Annotated in this window: 18 protein-coding genes and 1 pseudogene; 6 read left to right on the top strand and 13 right to left on the bottom strand. The window is 74.2% G+C overall.

Translation table 11 applies throughout. The features are described 5' to 3' along the window. Positions 1 to 66 precede the first annotated feature (66 nt). Positions 67 to 867 (top strand): class I SAM-dependent methyltransferase, encoded by an 801-nt coding sequence (locus tag C3486_RS01310; RefSeq protein WP_103830635.1) that lies wholly within the window; start codon positions 67 to 69, stop codon positions 865 to 867. A gap of 167 nt (positions 868 to 1,034) precedes the next feature. Here C3486_RS01310 and C3486_RS01305 read toward each other — a convergent pair whose 3' ends face one another. The 10 genes and pseudogenes from C3486_RS01305 to C3486_RS01265 form a co-directional block, all read right to left on the bottom strand. Continuing rightward, positions 1,035 to 1,943, bottom strand: a complete 909-nt coding sequence (locus tag C3486_RS01305) for a sirohydrochlorin chelatase (RefSeq protein ID WP_103830634.1) — start codon at positions 1,941 to 1,943, stop codon at positions 1,035 to 1,037. Between the two features lie 438 nt (positions 1,944 to 2,381). Then, a complete protein-coding gene (locus tag C3486_RS01300; RefSeq protein ID WP_103830633.1) occupies positions 2,382 to 3,569 on the bottom strand; it encodes an N-acetylglucosamine kinase in 1,188 nt (395 codons plus the stop codon). Further along, entirely contained in the window at positions 3,562 to 4,386 is an 825-nt protein-coding gene (locus C3486_RS01295; RefSeq protein WP_258052531.1) for an LURP-one-related/scramblase family protein, read from the bottom strand. The genes C3486_RS01300 and C3486_RS01295 overlap by 8 nt, the downstream gene beginning before the upstream one ends. A gap of 240 nt (positions 4,387 to 4,626) precedes the next feature. Continuing rightward, positions 4,627 to 4,737, bottom strand: a pseudogene (locus tag C3486_RS37795) (DUF2510 domain-containing protein); the annotation flags it as partial. A gap of 71 nt (positions 4,738 to 4,808) precedes the next feature. Further along, entirely contained in the window at positions 4,809 to 5,486 is a 678-nt protein-coding gene (locus tag C3486_RS01290; RefSeq protein WP_103830631.1) for a uracil-DNA glycosylase, read from the bottom strand. A gap of 171 nt (positions 5,487 to 5,657) precedes the next feature. After that, positions 5,658 to 6,755: an exo-alpha-sialidase gene (locus tag C3486_RS01285; RefSeq protein ID WP_181138400.1), complete on the bottom strand. Its 1,098-nt coding sequence runs from the start codon at positions 6,753 to 6,755 to the stop codon at positions 5,658 to 5,660. 104 nt (positions 6,756 to 6,859) lie between these two features. Then, the gene (argJ, locus tag C3486_RS01280) at positions 6,860 to 8,059 is read right to left on the bottom strand and encodes a bifunctional glutamate N-acetyltransferase/amino-acid acetyltransferase ArgJ (RefSeq protein WP_103830629.1); all 1,200 of its coding nucleotides are present in this window, start codon (positions 8,057 to 8,059) and stop codon (positions 6,860 to 6,862) included. Positions 8,060 to 8,137: 78 nt separating this feature from the next. Continuing rightward, complete coding sequence (gene rocD / locus C3486_RS01275) at positions 8,138 to 9,400, bottom strand: ornithine--oxo-acid transaminase (protein WP_103830628.1); 1,263 nt, start codon at positions 9,398 to 9,400, stop codon at positions 8,138 to 8,140. Beyond that, positions 9,397 to 10,245 carry a dimethylargininase gene (gene ddaH, locus C3486_RS01270; protein ID WP_103830736.1) on the bottom strand — a complete coding sequence of 283 codons (849 nt, stop codon included), beginning with the start codon at positions 10,243 to 10,245 and terminating at the stop codon, positions 9,397 to 9,399. The genes rocD and ddaH overlap by 4 nt, the downstream gene beginning before the upstream one ends. A gap of 311 nt (positions 10,246 to 10,556) precedes the next feature. Next, positions 10,557 to 11,057 (bottom strand): Lrp/AsnC family transcriptional regulator, encoded by a 501-nt coding sequence (locus C3486_RS01265; protein ID WP_103830627.1) that lies wholly within the window; start codon positions 11,055 to 11,057, stop codon positions 10,557 to 10,559. Between the two features lie 247 nt (positions 11,058 to 11,304). Between C3486_RS01265 and C3486_RS01260 the strand changes: the two genes are divergently transcribed. Genes C3486_RS01260 through C3486_RS01250 form a run of 3 tightly spaced genes read left to right on the top strand, consistent with a single transcriptional unit; the run spans position 11,305 to position 13,364 of the window. Continuing rightward, a complete protein-coding gene (locus tag C3486_RS01260) occupies positions 11,305 to 11,742 on the top strand; it encodes a hypothetical protein (RefSeq protein ID WP_103830626.1) in 438 nt (145 codons plus the stop codon). Further along, positions 11,739 to 12,965, top strand: coding sequence for a glycosyltransferase family 4 protein (locus C3486_RS01255; protein ID WP_103830625.1), 1,227 nt, complete (start codon positions 11,739 to 11,741; stop codon positions 12,963 to 12,965). Before C3486_RS01260 ends, C3486_RS01255 begins: the two co-directional genes overlap by 4 nt. A gap of 9 nt (positions 12,966 to 12,974) precedes the next feature. After that, complete coding sequence (locus C3486_RS01250) at positions 12,975 to 13,364, top strand: BlaI/MecI/CopY family transcriptional regulator (RefSeq protein ID WP_103830624.1); 390 nt, start codon at positions 12,975 to 12,977, stop codon at positions 13,362 to 13,364. Between the two features lie 29 nt (positions 13,365 to 13,393). On the opposite strand, the gene C3486_RS01245 is transcribed toward C3486_RS01250, so the two are convergent. After that, a complete protein-coding gene (locus C3486_RS01245; RefSeq protein WP_258052521.1) occupies positions 13,394 to 14,497 on the bottom strand; it encodes a DUF418 domain-containing protein in 1,104 nt (367 codons plus the stop codon). A gap of 497 nt (positions 14,498 to 14,994) precedes the next feature. Between C3486_RS01245 and C3486_RS01240 the strand changes: the two genes are divergently transcribed. Then, entirely contained in the window at positions 14,995 to 16,194 is a 1,200-nt protein-coding gene (locus tag C3486_RS01240; RefSeq protein ID WP_103830622.1) for a glycosyltransferase, read from the top strand. Positions 16,195 to 16,229: 35 nt separating this feature from the next. Further along, positions 16,230 to 17,432, top strand: a complete 1,203-nt coding sequence (locus C3486_RS01235) for an MFS transporter (RefSeq protein ID WP_103830621.1) — start codon at positions 16,230 to 16,232, stop codon at positions 17,430 to 17,432. Positions 17,433 to 17,512: 80 nt separating this feature from the next. On the opposite strand, the gene C3486_RS01230 is transcribed toward C3486_RS01235, so the two are convergent. Together C3486_RS01230 and C3486_RS01225 are read right to left on the bottom strand one after the other, a co-directional pair. Beyond that, positions 17,513 to 18,073, bottom strand: coding sequence for a TetR/AcrR family transcriptional regulator (locus C3486_RS01230; RefSeq protein WP_103830620.1), 561 nt, complete (start codon positions 18,071 to 18,073; stop codon positions 17,513 to 17,515). Further along, positions 18,070 to 19,578 carry an MFS transporter gene (locus C3486_RS01225; protein ID WP_258052520.1) on the bottom strand — a complete coding sequence of 503 codons (1,509 nt, stop codon included), beginning with the start codon at positions 19,576 to 19,578 and terminating at the stop codon, positions 18,070 to 18,072. The genes C3486_RS01230 and C3486_RS01225 overlap by 4 nt, the downstream gene beginning before the upstream one ends. Positions 19,579 to 19,630 lie beyond the last annotated feature (52 nt).

The following is a 19,630-nucleotide window of genomic DNA, read 5'->3' as shown; positions in this document are numbered from 1 at the left end:
GACGTTCGGCGGTGAGATCGTCCGAATGCCGGGCGCCGCGGCCCGGATCCGGGCAGTCTGAACCGTATGACCGTCGGATTCAGTGGTGAAGTCGCCGAGTACTACGCCCGCTTCCGGCGCGGTTACCGGCCGGAGCTCCTGGACGCGCTGCAGGAGGCCTTCGGCCTGACCGCCGGCGACACCGCACTCGACCTCGGCTGCGGCACGGGCGCGCTGGCCGTGCCGCTCGCCGCGCGGGTCGGCTCGGTCCTCGGCATGGACCCCGAGCCGGACATGCTGCGACTGGCCCGCCGCGCCGCCGACGAGGCGGGCGTGCACAACGCCACCTGGGTGCTCGGCGCCGACACCGACGTCGCGGCGCTCGGCGGGCTGCTCGGCCGAGGCTCCCTGGCCATGACCGTCATTGGCCAGGCGCTGCACGGGATGGACCACGACCGGCTCTTCCACGACCTGCGCCCGCTGCTGCGGCCCGGCGGCGGCATCGCCGTGGTCACCAACGGCGTACCGCTGTGGCAGCAGGAGAGCTACTGGTCGGACGCGCTGCGCGGCCACCTGGAACGGTACTTCGGCAGCACGCTGGACGCGCTGACCGGCCCCTGCGGGACGGCCGACGACGACCGGGCCTGCTACGCACGGGCGCTGCACGCCGCCGGCTACGACGGGGTGCGGGAGATCGACCACAGCTACCGTGTCGAACTGTCATTCGAGGAGCTGGTCGGCGGCGTCTTCTCCGCCGTACCGGCGCACCGGCTGCCCCGCCCGGACGACCGCCCGCACTTCGCCGCCGGGCTGCGCGACGCGCTCCCGGAGGGGCCGTACGCGGAAGAGGTACGGGTGCGGGTGCTGGTGGGACGGACGAGCGGCTGAGCGTGGCGGGGGCAGCGGCTGAGGGTGGCGCGGGAGCGGGCCGGCGGCTGAGCGTGGCGCGCGTCCCCGGGAACGGCGACGGGCCGCCACCGCGTGTGCGGGGCGGCCCGTCGGAGCCTCGGCCACCGGACTGTTGGCGCCGGCCGGACGATGCGGCCGGCGGCGGATCAGCGGATGCCGGCGCCCTGCGCCGACTGCAGCGTGATGCCCAGCGAGGCCGCGTAGTTCGACAGGACCAGGCGGCCCACCGCCATGTACGCACCCAGCGCCTCGGCGGCGGCACAGCCCGCCTCGGCAGCGGCCGCCTCCAGCAGGCCGTCGGCGATCTCCGGGCCGATCAGGTACGGAGCCAGCGCCAGCTGCTGCGAACCGGACGTCCGCAGCTGCTCGGCCGTGCGCGAGATCGCACCCTCCTCGTCCAGCGCGGCGGCCAGCACCGGCACCGCCAGGCGCGCGGAGAGCAGCATGCCGGTGATGCCGGCGGCCTGCACGGCCTCCTCGCCACCGACGGTGGCCAGGATGATGCCGTCAGCGGCCGTTGCGACCGTGAACAGCCGGGCCCGGTCGGCGCGCGCCAGGCCGGCCTCGGACAGCCGTACGTGCAGCGCCTCGGCCAGCAGCGGGTGCGGGCCGAGGACGTCCGTCAGCTCGGCGCCGGAGCCGCTGTTCATGATCGCCTGGCGTATGCGGCGCAGCAGGGCGTTGTCGGGCCCCGCGAGCAGCGGCACGACCACGGCGGCCGGGCTGTCCTTGAGGTCCTGCGCACCGGCCTCGATGCGGGCCTTGCGCTCGGCGCCGGCACGCGTGAGCACGGCCTCCAGCGACGGGAACTCCTCGTCACCGCCGTCGACGTACCCGATCCGCGCGTCGAGCCCCGGCAGCTCGGAGCGGGCGATGCTGGACACCTCCTCCGCCAGGCTGTGCGACGCGGCCGTGGGGGCGCCGGGGACGGCCAGGACGAGCGCGGGCGCGCCCTCGGGCGCGACGACCGGCTCGGGGCGGCGGTGGCGTCCGGACTGGCGCGGACGCGGCATTCGTACAGGCAGGCCGGGTGCGGGCCCAGTGGGGGAACTCATGGCGCCGCATGCTAACGCCTCTGCGGCACCCTGTGCCGAGGGAGGGCACAGTCGGGTGGTTTGTGTACCGATTCGTCCCGCGCGTCTCCACGTGAACATGCCACGACACGCCGTGTGATCTGCACCGATTTCTCTTTCGAGTGGTCAGCGGGGGAGGGGCGGTGCGGATTCCGCTTGGCGAGTGGAGGGGGGGCGGGGGAGAAGGGGCTGGTGGGTATGTGGGGCCGGGTGGCGAGGAGGGAGACCGGCGGGAGAGCGGCGGGAGAGATCGGTACGAGACGGTTGGGGCGGCCGGCAGGAGACCGGTGGAGCGGCGGCGGGGGCCGGCCGGAGCCGGGAGCTTGCGTGTGCTCCTGCGAAGCTGTCGCCTTACGGCCGTGCCCGTCGTGCCTGTCGTGCCCGTCGTGGTCCTGTGCCGATGCCGTCGGCCAGGCTGCCTCACTCGACGACGTGGAGGAGGCGGTCGTCCGTGGGCAGCCGCAGCGCGTTCCGCGCCAGGGCCGACGCGATGAGCAGCGCGCCGTCCAGCGGGTCACCGGCCGCCGCGGTGAGCCGTACGCCGGGCAGCCGTACCGCGAGCGCGGCCCGCAGTGGCTCCAGCAGCGGTTCACCCATCTTGAACAGACCGCCCGTACAGGCGACCGCAGGGTCGGCGACCGCGCCGGCCGCCGGGCAGACCGCTGCCGCCGCGTCGGCGATGTGATGGGCCGCCTCGTCCAGGATCGCGGCGGCGAACTTGTCCTCGGCAGCACAGCGCGCCACCTCCGGCGCGAAGGAGGCCAGCACCGCGGGCCGGTCGGCACGCGGGTAGAGCTTGCCGGGCAGGCCCGTGACCGGCCCGAACACCGCCTCGGCGCGGGCCAGCAGCGCCGCCGAACCACCGGGCCTGCCGTCGTGCGCGCGCATCGCCGCCTCCAGCCCGGCGCGGCCGATCCAGGCCCCGCTGCCGCAGTCGCCGAGCAGGTGGCCCCAGCCGTCGGCGCGCCGCCAGCCGGTCGCCGCGGTGAGGTCGGTACCCATCGCGATCATGCCGGTGCCGGCCGCGACCACGGCGCCCGGACGCTGGCCGAGCGCGCCCGCGTACGCGGTGACCGCGTCGGCCGCGAGCGCGAGCCGGGGCGTGCCGAGCGCGCGGGACAGCGCGGCCGGCAGCGTTGCGCGCAGGTCGTCGCCGAGCGTGGCCATGCCGGCCGCGCCCACGCACACCGCGACGCAACGCCCGGCGCCGTCGGCCCCATGCGTCCCGGATGCGTCGGCTGCCTCGCGGGTCCCTCGTCCCTCGGCGGGCGTACTCGCCGCTCCGGCCTCGCGCAGCAGCGCTTCGGCGGCCGGGAGGACGCGGGCGAGGAGATCCCCGGCGTCGATGCCGCCGGGGCCCGTACGGACCGGCTCCGGGAGGACCACTGTCCCGAGGCGGCGTACCGGCGGCGGCCCCGCCCGGTGTGCCGAGGGCCCCGCGTCACGTGCCGAGAGCCCCGAGTCACGTCCCGCGGCCTGCGTTTCACGTACCGAGGACCCCGATCCGCGTACCGGGGGCTCCTCCGTCGCCGGGGCGACCGCGATCCGCAGGCCCGAGCCGCCGGAATCGACCCCGAGCACCAGTCCCGGCGCGCTGGGCTCACCCAAAGCCGCGGGCGTCCTGCTTGAGGGCGGTGTCGACGGTCAGCGCCGTCGCGACCACCAGGCTCAGCAGCGGGTCGGGCAGCTGCTGGTGGATCTGCAGGACGTAGTTGTCCGCGGTGGTGAACATCGTCTTGGCCAGGCCCTCCCAGGTCTTGGTGATCCGGGCGATCTCCTGGTCGGCGTGGTCGACGATGGCGAAGTTCCAGGCCCGCCAGTTCTCCGCCTTGATCGCGCCGACCTGCTGGCCGTTGACCACCAGGGCGAAGTTGATCTTGCCGATGGCGTTCTGCTGCACGATCTCGCCGACCGGCTGCCCGTCCGGGCGCTCCACCAGCACCTTGGACTTGATGAACTTCGCCGGCCGGGTCAGCACCAGCTGCGGCTGCCCGTACGCGTCGCGGATCTCCAGCTTGTGCGTCATGTACTGGTCGAGGCTGGAGACCAGGCGCAGCACCTTCTTGGCCGTGCTCTGGCCGACCTGGACGACCGAGCCGATGGTGTTGCCGTGCTGGTCGAAGACGCTGTACTCGTTCGTCATCTCGATCAGCTTGGCCTTCTGGTTCACCACCAGCACCGGCTCGGTGAACAGCGAACCGCCGCCCGGACCGGCCGGCGCGACGCCCGCCTGCTGCTGCACCTGGCGCTGCACGCGCGCCGGGTCGCCGCCGGGGCCCTGCTGCGGATAGCCGTACCCCTGCGGCATGGGCTGACCGCCCGGCTGCTGCTGCCCCATCTGCGGCTGCGGCTGCTGGGGGTACGGCTGCTGCTGCGCGTACGGCTGCTGGGGAGCGCCCTGCGCGTACGGCTGCGCCTGCGGCATCGGTTGCGGGCCGGGCTGACCACCGGGGTGCGGGCCACCGGGGTGAGCACCTGGCTGCGGTCCCGGCTGGGCGCCCGGCTGAGCACCGGGCCGCGGGCCCGCCGCCTGCGGCTGCCCCTGGCCGCCCTGACCGGCCTGCCCCTGCTGGCCCGGGGCCTGCCCCTGCTGGCTCGCGGCCCGGCCCTGCTGTCCCTGCTGGTGCTGTGCCTGGCCCTGGCGGGACTGGCCCTGGCCCTGGCTGCCCGCGTGGGTGTGTTCGGTCCACCGGGCGCCGTCCCACCAGCGCAGTTGGTCAGGCGTGCCCTGCGGGTCGGCGTACCAGCCCGCGGGGACGTTCGTGTTCGTGGTCATGCGGGCACACTATCCCTCCAGGTCAGGGCGGCCGCCAGGCCACCTGGTCAGGGCGGCCGCCGGCTTCCGGATCAGGGCAGCTGCCAGGCGACCGGCTCAGCGCCCTGCCGGACCAGCAGGTCGTTGACCCGGCTGAACGGCCGCGAGCCGAAGAACCCCCGGTCCGCCGACATGGGCGAGGGATGCGCCGACTCCACCGACGGCACCTGTCCCAGGAGCGGGCGCAGATTGCGCGCGTCCCGCCCCCACAGGACGGCCACCAGCGGCCGTCCGCGCGCGGCCAGCGCGCGGATCGCCTGCTCCGTGACCTCTTCCCAGCCCTTGCCGCGGTGGGCCGCGGGCTTGCGCGGCGCGGTCGTCAGGGCGCGGTTCAGCAGGAGCACGCCCTGCCGGGTCCACGGTGTGAGGTCGCCGTTGGACGGCCGCGGGTGCCCGAGGTCGGAGTGCATCTCGCGGAAGATGTTCTCCAGGCTGCCCGGGAGCGGCCGTACCTCCGGCGCCACCGAGAAGCTCAGCCCGACGGCGTGTCCCGGAGTGGGGTAGGGGTCCTGCCCGACGATGAGCACCCGCACGTCGTCGAAGGGCTGTTGGAAGGCGCGCAGCACGTTGCTGCCGGCCGGAAGGTACGTACGTCCCGCGGCGATCTCGGCCCGCAGGAAGTCGCCCATCGCGGCGATCCGTCCGGCGACGGGCTCAAGTGCCTTGGCCCAGCCCGGTTCGACGATTTCATGGAGAGGTCGTGCAGCCACGGCGTCACCCTACTGGCCGCCCCGTGGTCCGTATCAACCTGTGCCCCCTTCCCCCGGTCACTTCCGTAGCCGCCTCGCCCGAAACACGCCATCCCCGGTCACGCGATGATCGGGCCCGCCCCGGCCCCCGCCCCGCCCACTGCGAAGCGGGTCCCTCCTCACGCCTGCTCCCTAGGCCACCACCGCCGCCCGTACGCACAGCACGTCCGGCAGGTGGGCGGCGAGCTGCTGCCAGCTGTCGCCGTCGTCCGCGCTGGCGTACACCTCGCCGTTGCGGTTGCCGAAGTACACCCCCGCCGGGTCCGCGTCGTCCACGCACAGCCCGTCGCGCAGCACCGTGCCGTAGTGGTCCTCCTGCGGCAGTCCGTCGCTCAGCGCCTCCCAGCTGCCGCCCGCGTCGGACGTGCGGAAGACCCGGCAGCGATGGTCGGCCGGCACCCGGTCCATGTCGGCGGTGATGGGGAAGACGTACGCCACGTCGCCGCGCCGCGGGTGGGCCGCGACCGCGAAGCCGAAGTCCGAGGGCAGCCCGGACCCGATGTCCGTCCACGTGCCGCCCGCGTCGTCGCTGCGGTACACACCCCAGTGGTTCTGCAGGTAGAGGCGGTCCCGGTCGACGGCGTCCGGTGCGATCTTGTGGACGCACTGGCCGAATTCCGGGTCCGGGTCCGGCAGGAAGACCGCCTTCACGCCCTTGTTGGCCGGGGACCAGCTCGCGCCGCCGTCCCGGGTGCGGAACACCCCGGCCGTCGACACGGCCACCGTCACGGCATCGGCGGTGCGCGGGTCGGTGATCACCGTGTGCACCGCGAGCCCGCCGCCGCCCGGCACCCACTTGTCGTGCGAGGGGTGCTCCCACAGGGACCGCACCAGCTCGAACGACTCGCCGCCGTCCTCGGACCGGAACAGCGCGCCCGGCTCCGTGCCGGCGTAGACCACGTCGGGCGCGGCCGGGCCCGCCGGCTGGAGCTGCCACACCCGCTCCAGCGAACTGTTGGTGTACTCCGGATACTTCACGGCCGGGCGCTTCGGCTCCACCCAGGTCCCGCCGAGGTCGTCGGAGTGGAACACCGACGGGCCCCAGTGCGCGCTGTCCGCGCCGGCCAGCAGCCGCGGCGTGGCCCGGCGGGTGTCGATTCCGATCGAGTAGACCGCCTGGGCGGGGAAATGGGGCCCGCTCAGCTCCCACGTGCCCCGCCGTCGCCGGCCGATGAACAGTCCTTTGCGCGTCCCCACCGCGAGAAGGACATCCTGCGTGCCACCGGTCATGTCACTGCACCTCCGAACGCCGTTGTTCCAGGTACGGCTCAGTCTGCACCCGACCACTGACAACGGCCCTCGGTAGCACGTCCGCCCAGCTCAGACCGGGTGTCTCAGGTCGTGTAGTCGGCGTTGACGCGGATGTACCCCTCGGTCAGGTCGCAGCCGTATACCGTGGCGGCGGCGTCACCGATGCCGAGCCCGACCGTGATGTCGACCTCGTCCTGCCGCATCGTCTCCGCGAGCTTCGCCAGAGTCTCGGCCGCGGGCTCCGCCGGGTACACCTCGGTCCCGCCGAACCGGACGGTCACCTTCGCCGGATCGATGTCGGTGTCCTCGGTGTTCTTGCCGATGGCCATGACGACCCGGCCCCAGTTCGGGTCGGCGCCGTGCACCGCCGTCTTGACCAGCGGTGAGTTCACCACGCTCTTGGCGACCCGCTTGGCCTGCGCGTAGTCCGCGGCCTGTCCGACCGTGACGCGCAGCAGCTTGGTCGCGCCCTCGCCGTCGCTCGCCAGCTGCTCGGTGAGGTCCAGGCACACCTCGGCGAGCGCCGCCGAGAACGCCCCGAGGTCCACCGGTCCGGCCGCCCCGTTGGCGAGCGCGGCCACGGTGTCGGAGGTGGAGGTGTCGGTGTCCACGCTCAGGCAGTTGAAGGTCCGCTCCACCGCGCCCCGGAGCGCACCGTCCAGCTCGGCCGCGGACAGCTCCGCGTCGGTGAAGAGGTAGGCCAGCATCGTCGCCATGTTCGGCTCCAGCATGCCGACGCCCTTGGCGACGCCGACGACACGGGCGTTGCCCACGGTCCTGGCGCTGGTCTTGGGCCGGGTGTCGGTGGTCATCATCGCGCGTGCCACGTCGACGGGGCCCGCGGCGAAGGCCGCCGTGCCGCGCTCCGCCGTCGCCTCCAGGTGCGCGCGGATCGCGGCCATCGGGAGCGGCCGTCCGATCACCCCCGTGGAGCCGATGAGGACGGCCTCGGCCGGGACGCCCAGGATCGCGGCGACCCGGCCGACGACCTCGGCCGCGTTCTCCTCCCCCTGCCGGCCGGTGGCCACGTTGGCGTTCTGCGCCAGGGTGGTGACGGCGCGCAGGCGCCCACCGGCGGCGTGCGCCCGGCTCAGTACCACCGCGGGGCCCGCGAAACGGCTGCGGGTGAACATCGCGGCGCTGACGGACGGCCGCTCCGAGACCACGATCGAGATGTCGTCCCCGTGCGCCCGCAGGCCGCCGTTCCCGGTGTACGCGCGGAAGCCTGCGGGCCAGCCGAGCTCGTCCGTACCCCTGTCTGTCGCTGCATCAATATGTGACATGCAGAATAGAGTTGCGGACGAGTCGGCCCGCTGTCCATCTATTTTGTTGTCAGAGGGTGAATGGGTATGCGGTACGGGTTACTTGCTGAGGACGCGACCCAGTGCCTCCACCGCCGACGTCAGTTCCTCCGCCGTGATCGTGAGCGGCGGCGCGAGCCGGATCGTGGAGCCGTGCGTGTCCTTGACCAGGACGCCTTCGTGCAGGAGGCGCTCGCTGATCTCGCGGCCCGTGCCGAGCGCGGGGTCGATGTCCACGCCCGCCCACAGGCCGCGCGCCCGGTAGCCGGTGACCCCCTTGCCGGCCAGGCCGTCGAGCCCGGTACGCAGCACCTCGCCCAGCTCGGCCGCCCGGCGCTGGTACTCGCCGGTGGCCAGCAGGCCGATGACGGCCGAACCGACCGCGGCGGCCAGCGGGTTCCCGCCGAACGTGGAGCCGTGCTCGCCCGGGTGCAGCACCTCCAGCACCTCGCGCCGCGCGACCACGGCGGAGACCGGGACGATGCCGCCGCCGAGCGCCTTGCCGAGCAGCAGGACGTCGGGGACGACGCCCTCGTGCTCGACGGCCAGCGTGCGGCCCGTACGGCCCAGCCCGGACTGGATCTCGTCGGCGATGAACAGGCAGCCGGCCCGCCGGGTCAGCTCCCGGACGCCGGTCAGGTAGCCGTCGTCCGGGATGATCACGCCGGCCTCGCCCTGGATGGGCTCGATCAGCACGGCCGCCGTGGTCTCGTCCACGGCCGCTTCGAGGGCCGCGAGGTCGTTGTACGGGACGATCCGGAAGCCCGGCGTGTAGGGGCCGTAACCGGCGCGTGCGGTGGGGTCGGTGGAGAAGCTGACGAGCGTGGTGGTGCGGCCGTGGAAGTTGTCGGCGGCGACCACGATCGTGGCCCGGTCGGGGGCGACGCCCTTGACGTCGTACGCCCACTTGCGGGCGACCTTGATGCCGCTCTCCACGGCCTCGGCGCCGGTGTTCATCGGCAGGACCATGTCCAGGCCGGTCAGCGCCGCCAGCTCCTCCGCGAAGCCGGCCAGCCGGTCGCTGTGGAAGGCGCGCGAGGTGAGCGTGACCTGGTCGAGCTGGCGGTGCGCGGCCTCGATGAGCGCCGGGTGCCGGTGGCCGAAGTTCAGTGCCGAGTACCCGGCCAGCATGTCGAGGTACCGGCGGCCCTCGACGTCCTCGACCCAGACGCCCTCGGCGCGCGCCACGACCACCGGCAGCGGGTGGTAGTTGTGCGCGAGGACGGGGGCCTCCGCACGGATCAGCTCCGCCGACGAGCGGGGCGCCTGCGAAGCGGCCTCCGGCGCGGCGGACGCGGAGGGGAGACGGGTGGGCGCGGTCATGGACGGACCTCCTGGGTGCAGCACTTGATGCCGCCGCCGGCCTTGTGGAACTCCGACAGGTCGACGGGGACGGGGACGTAACCGTGGCGGGAGAGCTGTGCGACGAGCCCCTCGGCCTGCGGGGCGACGAAGACGTGGCAGCCGTCGGAGACGGAGTTCAGGCCGAACGCCATGGCGTCGTCCCGGGTGGCGGTCACCGCCTCCGGGAACAGCCGCCGCAGCACCTCCTGGCTGCCGGGCGAGAAGGCCTCCGGGTAGTACGCGATGTTGGTGTCGTCGAGCGCGAAGAGGGCGGTGTCGAGGTGGTAGAAGTACGGGTCCACCAACTGCAGGCCGATGGTCGGCACACCCAGGAACTCCTGCACCTCCCGGTGCGTTTCCCGTGTCGTACGGAAGCCCGTCCCGGCCAGGACGTAGCCCCCGACCGGTACGAGGTCGCCCTCACCCTCGCACACCGACTCCGGCGCCCGCACGTCGAAGCCGTTCGCCCGGAACCACGCCTCGTACGCGGCCGACTCCGGACGCCGCTCCGGGGCCAGGAAGCGGGAGCCGAAGACGCGTCCGCCCACGACCAGCGCCGCGTTCGCCGCGAACACCATGTCCGGCAGGCCGGGAACCGGCTCCACGGTCTCGACCGTGTGGCCGTGGTCGCGGTACGCCTGCACCAGCGCCGCCCACTGGCGCCGGGCCAGGGCGGTGTCGACCGGTACGTCCTCGCGCATCCAGGGATTGATGGCGTACCGGACGTCGAAGTACCGGGGCTCGCAGACCAGGTAGCGCCGGGGGCGCGGCACGCGGGGCGGGCGGACGACGACGGTCTCGTCGGCCGCGGTCTCGACGGCCATGGCCCCGGCGGCCAGTGGCTCGGCGGGCACGGTCTCGCGCACGAGTGCGGACGCGGGTTCGGGCACGGCGGGGTCCTCCGTTTCCGGCAGCGGGCAGTGGGCGTCCCGCCGGTGACGGGCGGTCACCGGCACGTGACGCTGGGGATGCCTCAACGGTAGGAAGCCCCCGTCGTGCCGGACAAGGCCGGAACGCTGCGTACCGGCGCAGCGAACGTGCGCAGAAACGCCCTTCCGCGCAGGGTTGCTGCGCCGCTGCTCCGGACGTGCCACGAGGTGCGGATGGGGAAGTCCGGGCGGACGGAAGGGCCGGGTTACGAGGGGTCGTAGCCCTGTACGGCGGAGGAGCCGGCGCCGGCCTCCGGACTGTCCGGGATGAGGTGCGAGAGGACCATGTAACTGATCGTCTTGCGGATGAAGGACTCCGTGCGGATGCGTTCCAGCACCTCCTCGAAGTGGCCCACGTCGGTCGCCCGGACGTGCAGCAGCGCGTCGGCGCCGCCGGAGACCGTCATGGCGGCGGTGATCTCCGGGTGCTTGCGTACCACCTCGGCGATCCGGCGGGGCGGGGCCGCGCCGTCGCAGTAGACCTCGATGTACGCCTCGGTGCGCCAGCCGAGCGCGGAGGGCCGGACCGTGGCGGTGAACCCGGTGATCACGCCGGTCTCGCGCATCCGGTCCACCCGGCGTTTGACGGCGGTGGCCGACAGGCCGATGGCCGTGCCGATCTCGGCGAAGCTGGTCCTGGCGTTCGCGGTCAGGGCCGCGATGATCTTGCGGTCCAACTCGTCGATCGGGCCGGGTGCGTGGGCCATGGCGGGCGGTTCCTCCGTCGCAGGGGTCGGGCCGTACGGATCCTATGGACCGCGCGTACCGCGGGCGCCGCAGGCGCGGCCCGGCGGCGGGTGTCGCACGGATCACCGCGCACCGCAGGCGTCGTACGGCCGGGAGGGGGCACCCGGAGGGCCCGAGCCGCGCCTCCCGCCCACGCGGCCCTACACGTTGTAGGGTCACCGCCCGTGGCCCTGCAGGTTGCCGGATCAGCTGCGGAAGGAGCGCGTCATGCACGACCAGCGGGAGCGGACCGGCCCCGCGCACGCCGAAGTGGCCGAGGTCTGGCCCCGCGACGGCCGCATCCGGGTCATCGGCCACGCCGTGGGCGCGCCCTCGGGGACCGGCACCCTGGTCGTCCGGCTGCGCGGCGCCGAGGACACGGAACTGCGGCTGCCGGCCGAGGGCCGGGACACCCGCTTCGAGGCCGCCGTCCCGCTGGCCGAACTGGCCGCCGCCACACCGGACGGCGAGCGGGTCTGGGACCTGTACCTCGCCCCCGACGGCCACGACGGCACCCTCCGGCTGGGCCGGCACCTGGACGACGTCCGCGGCAAGAAGAAGATCTTCACCTACCCCGCCCAGCGCGCCGCCGGCCGGGAGTTCGAGCCGTACTACACCGTCCAGGACAACCTCTCGATCGCCTGCGACCGGGGAGGCGGCCGATGACCATCCGCTTCCTGCTCCTCAACGCCTACGCGGTCGGCGGCACCGTCCGCACCGTCGTCAACCAGGCCAACGCGCTCGCCGCCGCCAGCCACGACGTCGAGGTCGTGAGCGTCCGCCGGCACCGCGCCGAACCCCGCTTCCCGCTGCACCCCGGCGTCCGGCTGCGCCCGCTGGTCGACGGCACGGCCCCGCCGTCCCGCTGGACGCACCCGCTGGCGTACTGGCGGCAGGACCGCCCCAGCCGGCTCGTCCCCGAGGCCGAGGTCCGGTACGACCGCTTCGACCGCCTCACCGACCGACGCCTCGTGCGGTACCTGCGCTCCCTGCGCGACGGCGTACTGATCACCACCCGGCCCGCGCTCAACCTCCTCTCCGCGCGCTTCACGCCGCCGTCCGTCGTCCGCGTCGGCCAGGAACACCTGCACTACTCCCACCACAAGCCGGAACTGGCCCGCGAGATCGACCGCTGGTACCGGCGGCTGGACGCGGTGACCGTACTGACCGCGGCCGACGAGGACGCCTACCGGCAGCGGCTCGGCAACGGCGGGGTCCGCGTCGTCTGCGTCCCCAACCCGCTCTCCGAACAGGGCACCCCGCGGCTCTCCACCCTCGACCGGCCCCTGATCGTCTCCGCCGGCCGGCTGGTCAAGGGCAAGCAGTTCGGCAAGCTCATCAAGGCCTTCGAACCCGTGGCGCAGGCACACCCCGAATGGCAGCTGCGCATCTACGGCGCGGGCCCCGAACACGACCGGCTGCGCAAGCTCATCCACGACCGCCACCTCTACAACCACGTCTATCTGATGGGCGCCACGCAGGAGTTCGACCGGGAACTGGCCAAGGCCGCCGTCTTCGCGCTCGCCTCCCGGCGCGAAGGGTTCGGCATGGTGCTCGCCGAGGCGATGAGCCACGGCGTCCCGCCCGTGAGCTTCGACTGCCCGCACGGCCCGCGCGAGATCATCACCGACGGACACGACGGCCTGCTCGTGCCGCCCGGCGACGTCGAGGGCATGACCGCGGCGCTCACCCGCCTCGTCCAGGACGAAGCGCTGCGCAGGAAGCTCGGCGGGCACGCGGCGGAGTCGGCCCGGCGCTACGCCCCCGACCGCATCCGCGCCCGGTGGGAGCAGCTGCTGGCGGAGCTGCTCGCGGCCAAGGACAAGCGGCTGACGGCCGCGGGGAACGGGAGCCGGCCGTCCGGTGCGGCTGCGCCCCACGGACAGTAGGGTGCCCCCATGGCAGCGAGCAGCCCGCGTGGCAGAGGGGAACGACGCGGCGCCGGGACGCTGGAGAGCGAGGTCCTCGCCGTCCTCTGGGCGACCGGGGAGCCGCTGACCCCCTCGGAGGTGCAGGCCGGGATCGGCGGCGGCCTCGCGTACAACACCGTCCACACGATCCTGAAGCGGCTGCACGACAAGGCCCTGGTCGTACGGGACGCCGGCGGCCGGCGCGGCGCCTACCGGCCGGCCAAGGACGCCGCCGAGCTGACCGCCGAGATGATGCACCAGGCCCTGGACAAGGGGCCCGACCCGATCGCGGCACTGGAACGCTTCGCCACCGGCCTCAGCGCGGAACAGGCGGCCGCGCTGCGCGGATTCCTGACGGCGGACGGCGGGGGCCGCTGAGCCCGCGGGCACGCCCCGGCCGCCGCGGCTCACCGTACGAAGCGCGCCGCCCGGCTGGTCACCCGGTGCAGCACCTGCTCCAGCGGCCCGCGCCGGAACAGCCGCAGCCAGCCGACGGCCAGCAGCATCACGCCCGCGGCGAAGCACAGCAGCACCAGCGGCTCGCTCGCGTCGGACATGTCGTCGGTGTCCAGCGCCCAGATGGCCACGATGTGCAGCACGTACGCCGACAGGGACATCGAGCCGACCGCGACGACCGGCGCGGCCACCCGCCGCAGCACCGGCAGCCGGTCCAGCGCGATGAGGCACCCGGCCACCACCAGGAGGGCCACCCCGGTGTTGCCCACGATCGACGGCGTCGTCTCGCTGTGCGGCGCGGCCACCAGCAGCCAGGACCGGAAGAGGTGCGTGGGGTCGCCGACCGTGTCGGACCACCAGGCCGAGCCGGGGGAGTCGCCGTCCGAGCCGGCGGCGACGGCGGCGTACGCGTTCGGGACCAGGTGCAGGGCCAGCCAGGAGCCGCCGTACCCGGCCACCGCCAGTGCCGCGCCCGTGTACGCGAGCCGCACCCGCACCACGGCGCGTGAGAGGTCCAGCCGGGCCACCGCCATGCCGGCGAGCAGGAACGGTATCCACGTCAGCACCGGATAGGAGCCGGTGAACAGCAGGTCCATCACCCCGTCGGAGCCGTTGACCGCGCGCAGCGGGTCGTGCGCGTTCACGGCGCCGGCCCAGCCGCTCCCGGCGATCCAGACCTTGAGCAGGAACAGGTCCTGGGGGAAGACCAGCGCGGTGGCGGTGGCGATCGTCGCGAGGGCGCCGGCGCGGAGCCGGTACAGGGGGAGCGCCACGACGAACGCCACCGCGTAGTAGGCGAGGATCACGTCGATCGAGGTGTCCAGCGCGGTCAGCGCCGTCCCGAGGGGCAGCAGGACCGCGGCCCGGACCAGGACCCGCACCATGGCCTGCCGGCCCGCGCGTCCCGTGCGGGGCACGGGCCGGCCCGTGATGAGCACGATCGAGAAGCCGGCGAGCACCGCGAAGAGGGCGGAGGAGCGGCCGCGCGTGAGCTCCATGAGGAAGCCCACCGGGCCGCCGTCCGAGGGGTCGGGACCCACGTGGGCCGCGAACATGCCCAGTACCGCGAGGCCACGGGCGAGGTCGACGCCGATCAGCCGGGCGGTTGCCGGGCCGGCGGCGGTTGCCGGGCCGGCGGTGGTTCCCGGCCCGGCGGCCGGTGGTGACGGGCGGTCGGGTGCGGCGGTTGCGGGCAGGCCGCCCGGGGGAGCGCCCCGCGTTGCGGTCGAAGTGTGCGGTGGCCGGGATAAGTTCCGTATCTTGGGCAAGTTCCGCGACATGGGACCAAGATGCCCGTCTCCGGCGCCACGGGGCAGGGTTCACAGGAATTGAGTGACGCATCCGTCACCGCGCGGTACGGTGCGCGATTCGCCCTGAGGGGCCGGCGTGCGCGGTGTGCGCCCCGTTCCGAGGGCCCGCGCGTGCGGCGCGCGACCCGCCGGGAGCGGCCGGCGAGTGGCCGGTTAGGCTGTTCAACAGCTGTTGATTTTCCCGAGTTCCAGCCGCGTACGCCCTGGTGGGCGCCGCGCGGCGCCAGAGGGAGCCGAGCGCCATGCGCATCCTTTTCACCGCCCAGGCCAGCTACTCGCACCTCGCGCCGCTGGTGCTGCCGGCCGCCGAGAGTGCCCGGCGGGCCGGTCACGAGGTGGCCGTCGCCACCGGTGCCGCCGTCGCGGACCACGTCGAGAAGCGCGGGCTGACCGCGCTGCGGCTGCCGAACGTGCGCGGGCTGGGCGAGGCGCTGCAGAACGGCGACCTGCGGCCGCCCGTCGACCTGAGCCGGTTCGGGAAGGTCACCATCGAGCTGGACCCGGAGTTCTTCGCGCGCGCCTTCGTGGGCCGGCTGGCCGGCCCGTCGGCGCGCGACCTGCTCGACGCGGCCCGCGACTGGCGCCCCGACCTGATCCTCCACGAGTCCACCGAGTTCGGCGGCTACCTCGCCGGCGAGCGCCTCGGCATCCCGCACGGCGCGCTGGACATCGCCCCGATGGCGCCCTACGCGCACCCGGCCGTGACCGCCGAACTCAACGCGCAGCGCGCGGAGTTGGGCCTCGACCCGGTCGCCGACCCCTGGCACGTCTTCCGCACCTTCCGGGCCGGCGTGGTACCGGAGGACTTCTACCCCGAGGCGAACCGGCTGCCCAGCGCGCACTACTACCGGGTGCCCGCGCCCGCCACCGACGAGGTCCTCGACCCGGAGATCGCCCGGCTGCCCGCCGACCGCCCGCTCGTCCTCGCCACGCTCGGCTCGAACGCCACCCACTTCCCCGGCGGCGGCGCCCTGCCCGTCCTCGACACCATCATCGAGACCCTCGGGGAGCTGCCGGTCACCGGCGTCGTCGCGCTCGGCGCCGGCACCGACCCGCGCGAGTGGCAGGGCGCCCGCGCCGGCAACGTCCACCTCACCTCGTTCGTCCAGCAGGAACTGCTGCTCCGGTCCAGCGACGCGTTCATCACGCACGCCGGGTTCAACGGGACCCGCGAGGCGCTGGCGGCCGGCGTCCCCATGGTGGCCCTGCCGCTCTTCGCCGAGCAGTCGGGCAACGCGGCCCGGCTCCAGGAGATCGGCGTCGGCCATCGGATCGACGTCCAGGACCTCACGCGCGCGTCGCTGGCCACGGCCGTCCGGTCCGTACTGGAGGACCGGGTCTGCCGCGCCCGCGCCCGCTCCCTGCAGCGCTGCTCGCATGCGCTGCCGGGCCTGGACCGCCTGGTCGCGGACGCGGCGGCCGCCACGGCAGAGGGGAACTGACGCACGGACGCGGGTCCGGCTCGTACCGTGGGGGCATGATCGTTCGTCATGATGCGGGCCGGCGCCCGGGATACCCGGCAGCGGCGGCCGTGTTCGCCGTGGGCATGGCGGGCACCACGCTGCCCACGCCGCTCTACGGCCTGTACCGCCAGGAGCTCGGCTTCTCGGAGCTGATGGTGACGGTGGTGTTCGCCGTCTACGCGGTCGGCGTCATCACCGTCCTGCTGCTCGCGGGGAACTACTCCGACCGCGTCGGCCGCCGCCCCGTCCTCCTCACGGGGCTGGCCTTCTCGGCGGTCAGCGCCGTGTGCTTCCTGGCCGAGGGCGGCCTGCCGCTGCTCTTCGCCGGGCGGCTGCTCTCCGGCTTCTCGGCCGGGCTGTTCAGCGGCGCGGCCACGGCCGCGGTCCTCGAACTGGCGCCCGCGGAACGGAAGACGCGCGCCGGATTCGCCGCAGCGGCCGCCAACATGGGCGGTCTCGGCTGCGGCCCGCTGCTCGCCGGCATCCTCGCCCAGTACGCTCCCCGGCCGCTCAGCCTGCCGTTCCTGGTCCATCTCGCGCTGCTCGTGGTGGCCTGCGTGCTGGTCCTGCTGCTGCCGGAGACCGTCGAGGACCCCGAGCGGTGGCCGCGGCTGTCGCCGCAGGGCGTGGTCGTACCGTCCGAGGCTCGCGCCGTGTTCGTGCCCTCGGCCCTCGCCGCCTTCGCCGGGTTCTCGCTGCTGGGCCTGTTCACGGCGGTGGCCCCGGCCTTCGTGTCCGGGCCGCTGGGCGTGACCAACCTCGCGGTGTCGGGCGCTGCCGTCTTCTCCGTCTTCCTCGGCTCGACCGCGGGCCAGTCGCTGACGGAGCGGCTGGGCGCGCGCCGGGCGCTGCCGTGCGGCTGCTTCGTCCTCGTGGCCGGCCTCGCGATGGTGGGGGCTTCCCTCGCCGTCGAGCTCCTGCCGCTGCTGGTCGCCGGCGCGGTGTGCGGCGGCCTCGGCCAGGGGCTCGCCTTCCGCGCTGCCCTCACGTCCGTCGCGGCCGCGGCGCCGGCCGAGCACCGCGGCGGCACGATCTCCACCTTCTTCGTCGTCGCCTACACCGGCATCTCGCTCCCGGTCGTCGGCGTCGGCGCCCTCACCGTCGCCCTCGGCCTCCGCGGCGCGGGCCTCACCTTCACGGCCTGCGTGGCAGTGGTGGCGGCCTGCACGGGCACGTACCTGCTGAGGAGGCCGCTGCCGGAGCGGAACCGGGAGTGACGGGCTGTCAGGTGTGTCCAGATTCGGCGCGCGCGACTCGAAGCTGCCCGTACGGGCCGTCGGGCCGGCTTCGTCGTGCGTCAGTGCTCGGCGGCCAGTGTGCCGAGGAGCAGGGCGCCCAGCTCGTCCGCCGGTACGCCGCCCAGTTCGTCGAAGGCGCCGGACTGCCGGCCCAGGGCGATGCCGATGACCGCGGCGACCGTCATCTCGGCCCGCAGCCGGGGCCGGTCCCGGCCCTCCGCCACGAAGCGCCGGTGCAGCGGCTCCACCAGCCGGTCGTGGAGCGCGGCGCGCGCCATCCCCTCCGCGGCCGGCTCGGCCAGGCGCTGGACCGCGACCTGGAAGACGGGGACCAGCCCCCGGCTGTCGGCCCGCTCCAGGACGTACCGCAGCCGTTCCGGATCGAGCAGGTCACCCGGGTCAGCGTCGCCGTGCTCCGCCTCGACCGTCGCCAGGTACAGCTGCGTCTTGCCGCCGAAGTAGCGGGCGATGAGCGCGGGGTCCACGCCCGCGTGCCGGCCGATGTCCCGGATGGTGGTGCGGTCGAAGCCGCGCTCGGCGAACAGCTCGCCCGCCGCGCGCAGCAGCGCCTCACGGCTGCGCGCCGAGTCCCTGCGGCGTGCCTCCCGCGTCTCGCTCACCGCTCCGCCTCCGTGTCCGCAGGCGCTCCGGTCCCGCGCCTCGTCACCAGCACCTTACGTGTCCCGGCGGGCGACGCCGTGCCGGGCGCCGCTGACGCCCGCTGCGCTGCCGTTCCGGACCTCCGGGCGCGGACCAGCAGGTATCCCACCAGCGCCGTGAGGACCCAGACCCCGCAGCCGGCGAGCCCGGCCACCCGGTAACCGGACTCGGCGGGCAGGCCCCGGACGCCGGGGTGCGCCGCGAGCACGGCCGCGCTGAACGCGCTGCCGCCGGAGTACCCGATGTACTTCACCACCTGGTTGAAGCTCATCGCGCTGCCCGTCTCGTGCGCCGGGACGGCGCCCACGATCAGCGCGGGCATCACCGACATGGTGACGCCGGCGCCCAGCCCGATCAGCCCCATGGCGACGAACGCCTCCCACAGCCCGCTCCGTGCGAACGTGAAGAGCGCCGTGCCGCACAGGCAGATCAGGCAGCCCACGGGCAGCAGCCGGCCGGGCGCGACGGTACGGGAGGCCAGCCGTACCAGACGCCCCGACACCATGCTGGCCACCGAGAACGGCGTGAGGATCAGACCGGCGACCACGACCGAGGCACCGAACCCGTAACCGGCCGACTCCGGCGTCTGGATGTACTGCGGGACCAGCGACAGCATCACGTACATGCCCACCCCGGAGAGCAGCGCCGTGAGGTCGGAGGCGAGCACCGACCGGTCCCGCACCAGCCGCACGTCGACCAGCGGGTGCGCGGTACGCAGCTCGTGCACCACCCACCAGGCCAGCAGCAGCACGGAGACGGCGACCAGTCCGAGCAGCCGCGCCGAGCCCCAGCCCCAGCGGCCGCCCACCGTGGTCGCGTAGAGCAGCCCGGCCAGGCCCGCGGCCAGCAGCAGCGCGCCGAGGACGTCCAGCGGATGCTTGGGCCGCCGCGGCGCCGGGGGCAGCACGACGGCGAGGGCGACGAGCGCCAGCGCCGCCGCGAGCGCCGCGAACCAGAAGCCCGCGTGCAGCCCCAGGAGGTCGGCGAGCACCCCGGTCAGCGGATAGCCCAGGCCCACACCGGCGGCGGAGGTGAGGGAGAGGGTGGCCACCGCGTGCCGGGCGCGCTCGGGCGGCAGGGCGTCCCGCGCGGTGGCCATGGCCAGCGGGGTGAGCCCGATGCCGATGCCCTGCAGCGCCCGGCCGGCGACCAGGCCGGCGAAGCCCGTCGGCAGGGCGGCCAGCAGGCTGCCCACGAGGGTCAGCACCAGCCCGCCGAGGATGACCCGCCGGCGCTGCGGCCCGTCCCCCAGCCGTCCCATCAGCGGGGTGACCACCGCGCCCACCAGCATCGTCACGGTCAGCGACCACTGGGCCACGTCCAGGGACACATGGTCCACCCGCGCGATCGTCGGGATCAGCGGCGCGCCCAGACTGCTGATGATCGCCACCAGCATTCCCACCGAGAGCAGCACCGGCACCAGTGCCCGCTCCCTCCGCGACGGGTTCGTACCTGCGTCCTGCACGAGTGGAGTCCTCCTGAGAAGCCGTGGCCCGCATGGGACAGACATGTCATCA

This window comes from Streptomyces sp. Ru73, from assembly GCF_002920575.1.
In the GTDB taxonomy this organism is placed as follows: Bacteria; Actinomycetota; Actinomycetes; order Streptomycetales; family Streptomycetaceae; genus Streptomyces.
This window is presented reverse-complemented; position numbering and strand designations above follow the sequence as displayed.

Bases quoted from the DNA above. Each gene is read 5' to 3' on its own strand.
- ddaH (WP_103830736.1), bottom strand. From the start codon at position 10,245: ATGGCCGTCGAGACCGCGGCCGACGAGACCGTCGTCGTCCGCCCGCCC.
- rocD (WP_103830628.1), bottom strand. From the start codon at position 9,400: ATGACCGCGCCCACCCGTCTCCCCTCCGCGTCCGCCGCGCCGGAGGCC.
- C3486_RS01245 (WP_258052521.1), bottom strand. From the start codon at position 14,497: ATGTTCGCGGCCCACGTGGGTCCCGACCCCTCGGACGGCGGCCCGGTG.
- C3486_RS01305 (WP_103830634.1), bottom strand. From the start codon at position 1,943: ATGAGTTCCCCCACTGGGCCCGCACCCGGCCTGCCTGTACGAATGCCG.
- C3486_RS01250 (WP_103830624.1), top strand. From the start codon at position 12,975: ATGGCAGCGAGCAGCCCGCGTGGCAGAGGGGAACGACGCGGCGCCGGG.
- C3486_RS01255 (WP_103830625.1), top strand. From the start codon at position 11,739: ATGACCATCCGCTTCCTGCTCCTCAACGCCTACGCGGTCGGCGGCACC.
- C3486_RS01260 (WP_103830626.1), top strand. From the start codon at position 11,305: ATGCACGACCAGCGGGAGCGGACCGGCCCCGCGCACGCCGAAGTGGCC.
- C3486_RS01265 (WP_103830627.1), bottom strand. From the start codon at position 11,057: ATGGCCCACGCACCCGGCCCGATCGACGAGTTGGACCGCAAGATCATC.
- C3486_RS01285 (WP_181138400.1), bottom strand. From the start codon at position 6,755: ATGACCGGTGGCACGCAGGATGTCCTTCTCGCGGTGGGGACGCGCAAA.
- C3486_RS01240 (WP_103830622.1), top strand. From the start codon at position 14,995: ATGCGCATCCTTTTCACCGCCCAGGCCAGCTACTCGCACCTCGCGCCG.
- C3486_RS01295 (WP_258052531.1), bottom strand. From the start codon at position 4,386: ATGCCGCAGGCGCAGCCGTACGCGCAGGGCGCTCCCCAGCAGCCGTAC.
- argJ (WP_103830629.1), bottom strand. From the start codon at position 8,059: ATGTCACATATTGATGCAGCGACAGACAGGGGTACGGACGAGCTCGGC.
- C3486_RS01310 (WP_103830635.1), top strand. From the start codon at position 67: ATGACCGTCGGATTCAGTGGTGAAGTCGCCGAGTACTACGCCCGCTTC.
- C3486_RS01235 (WP_103830621.1), top strand. From the start codon at position 16,230: ATGATCGTTCGTCATGATGCGGGCCGGCGCCCGGGATACCCGGCAGCG.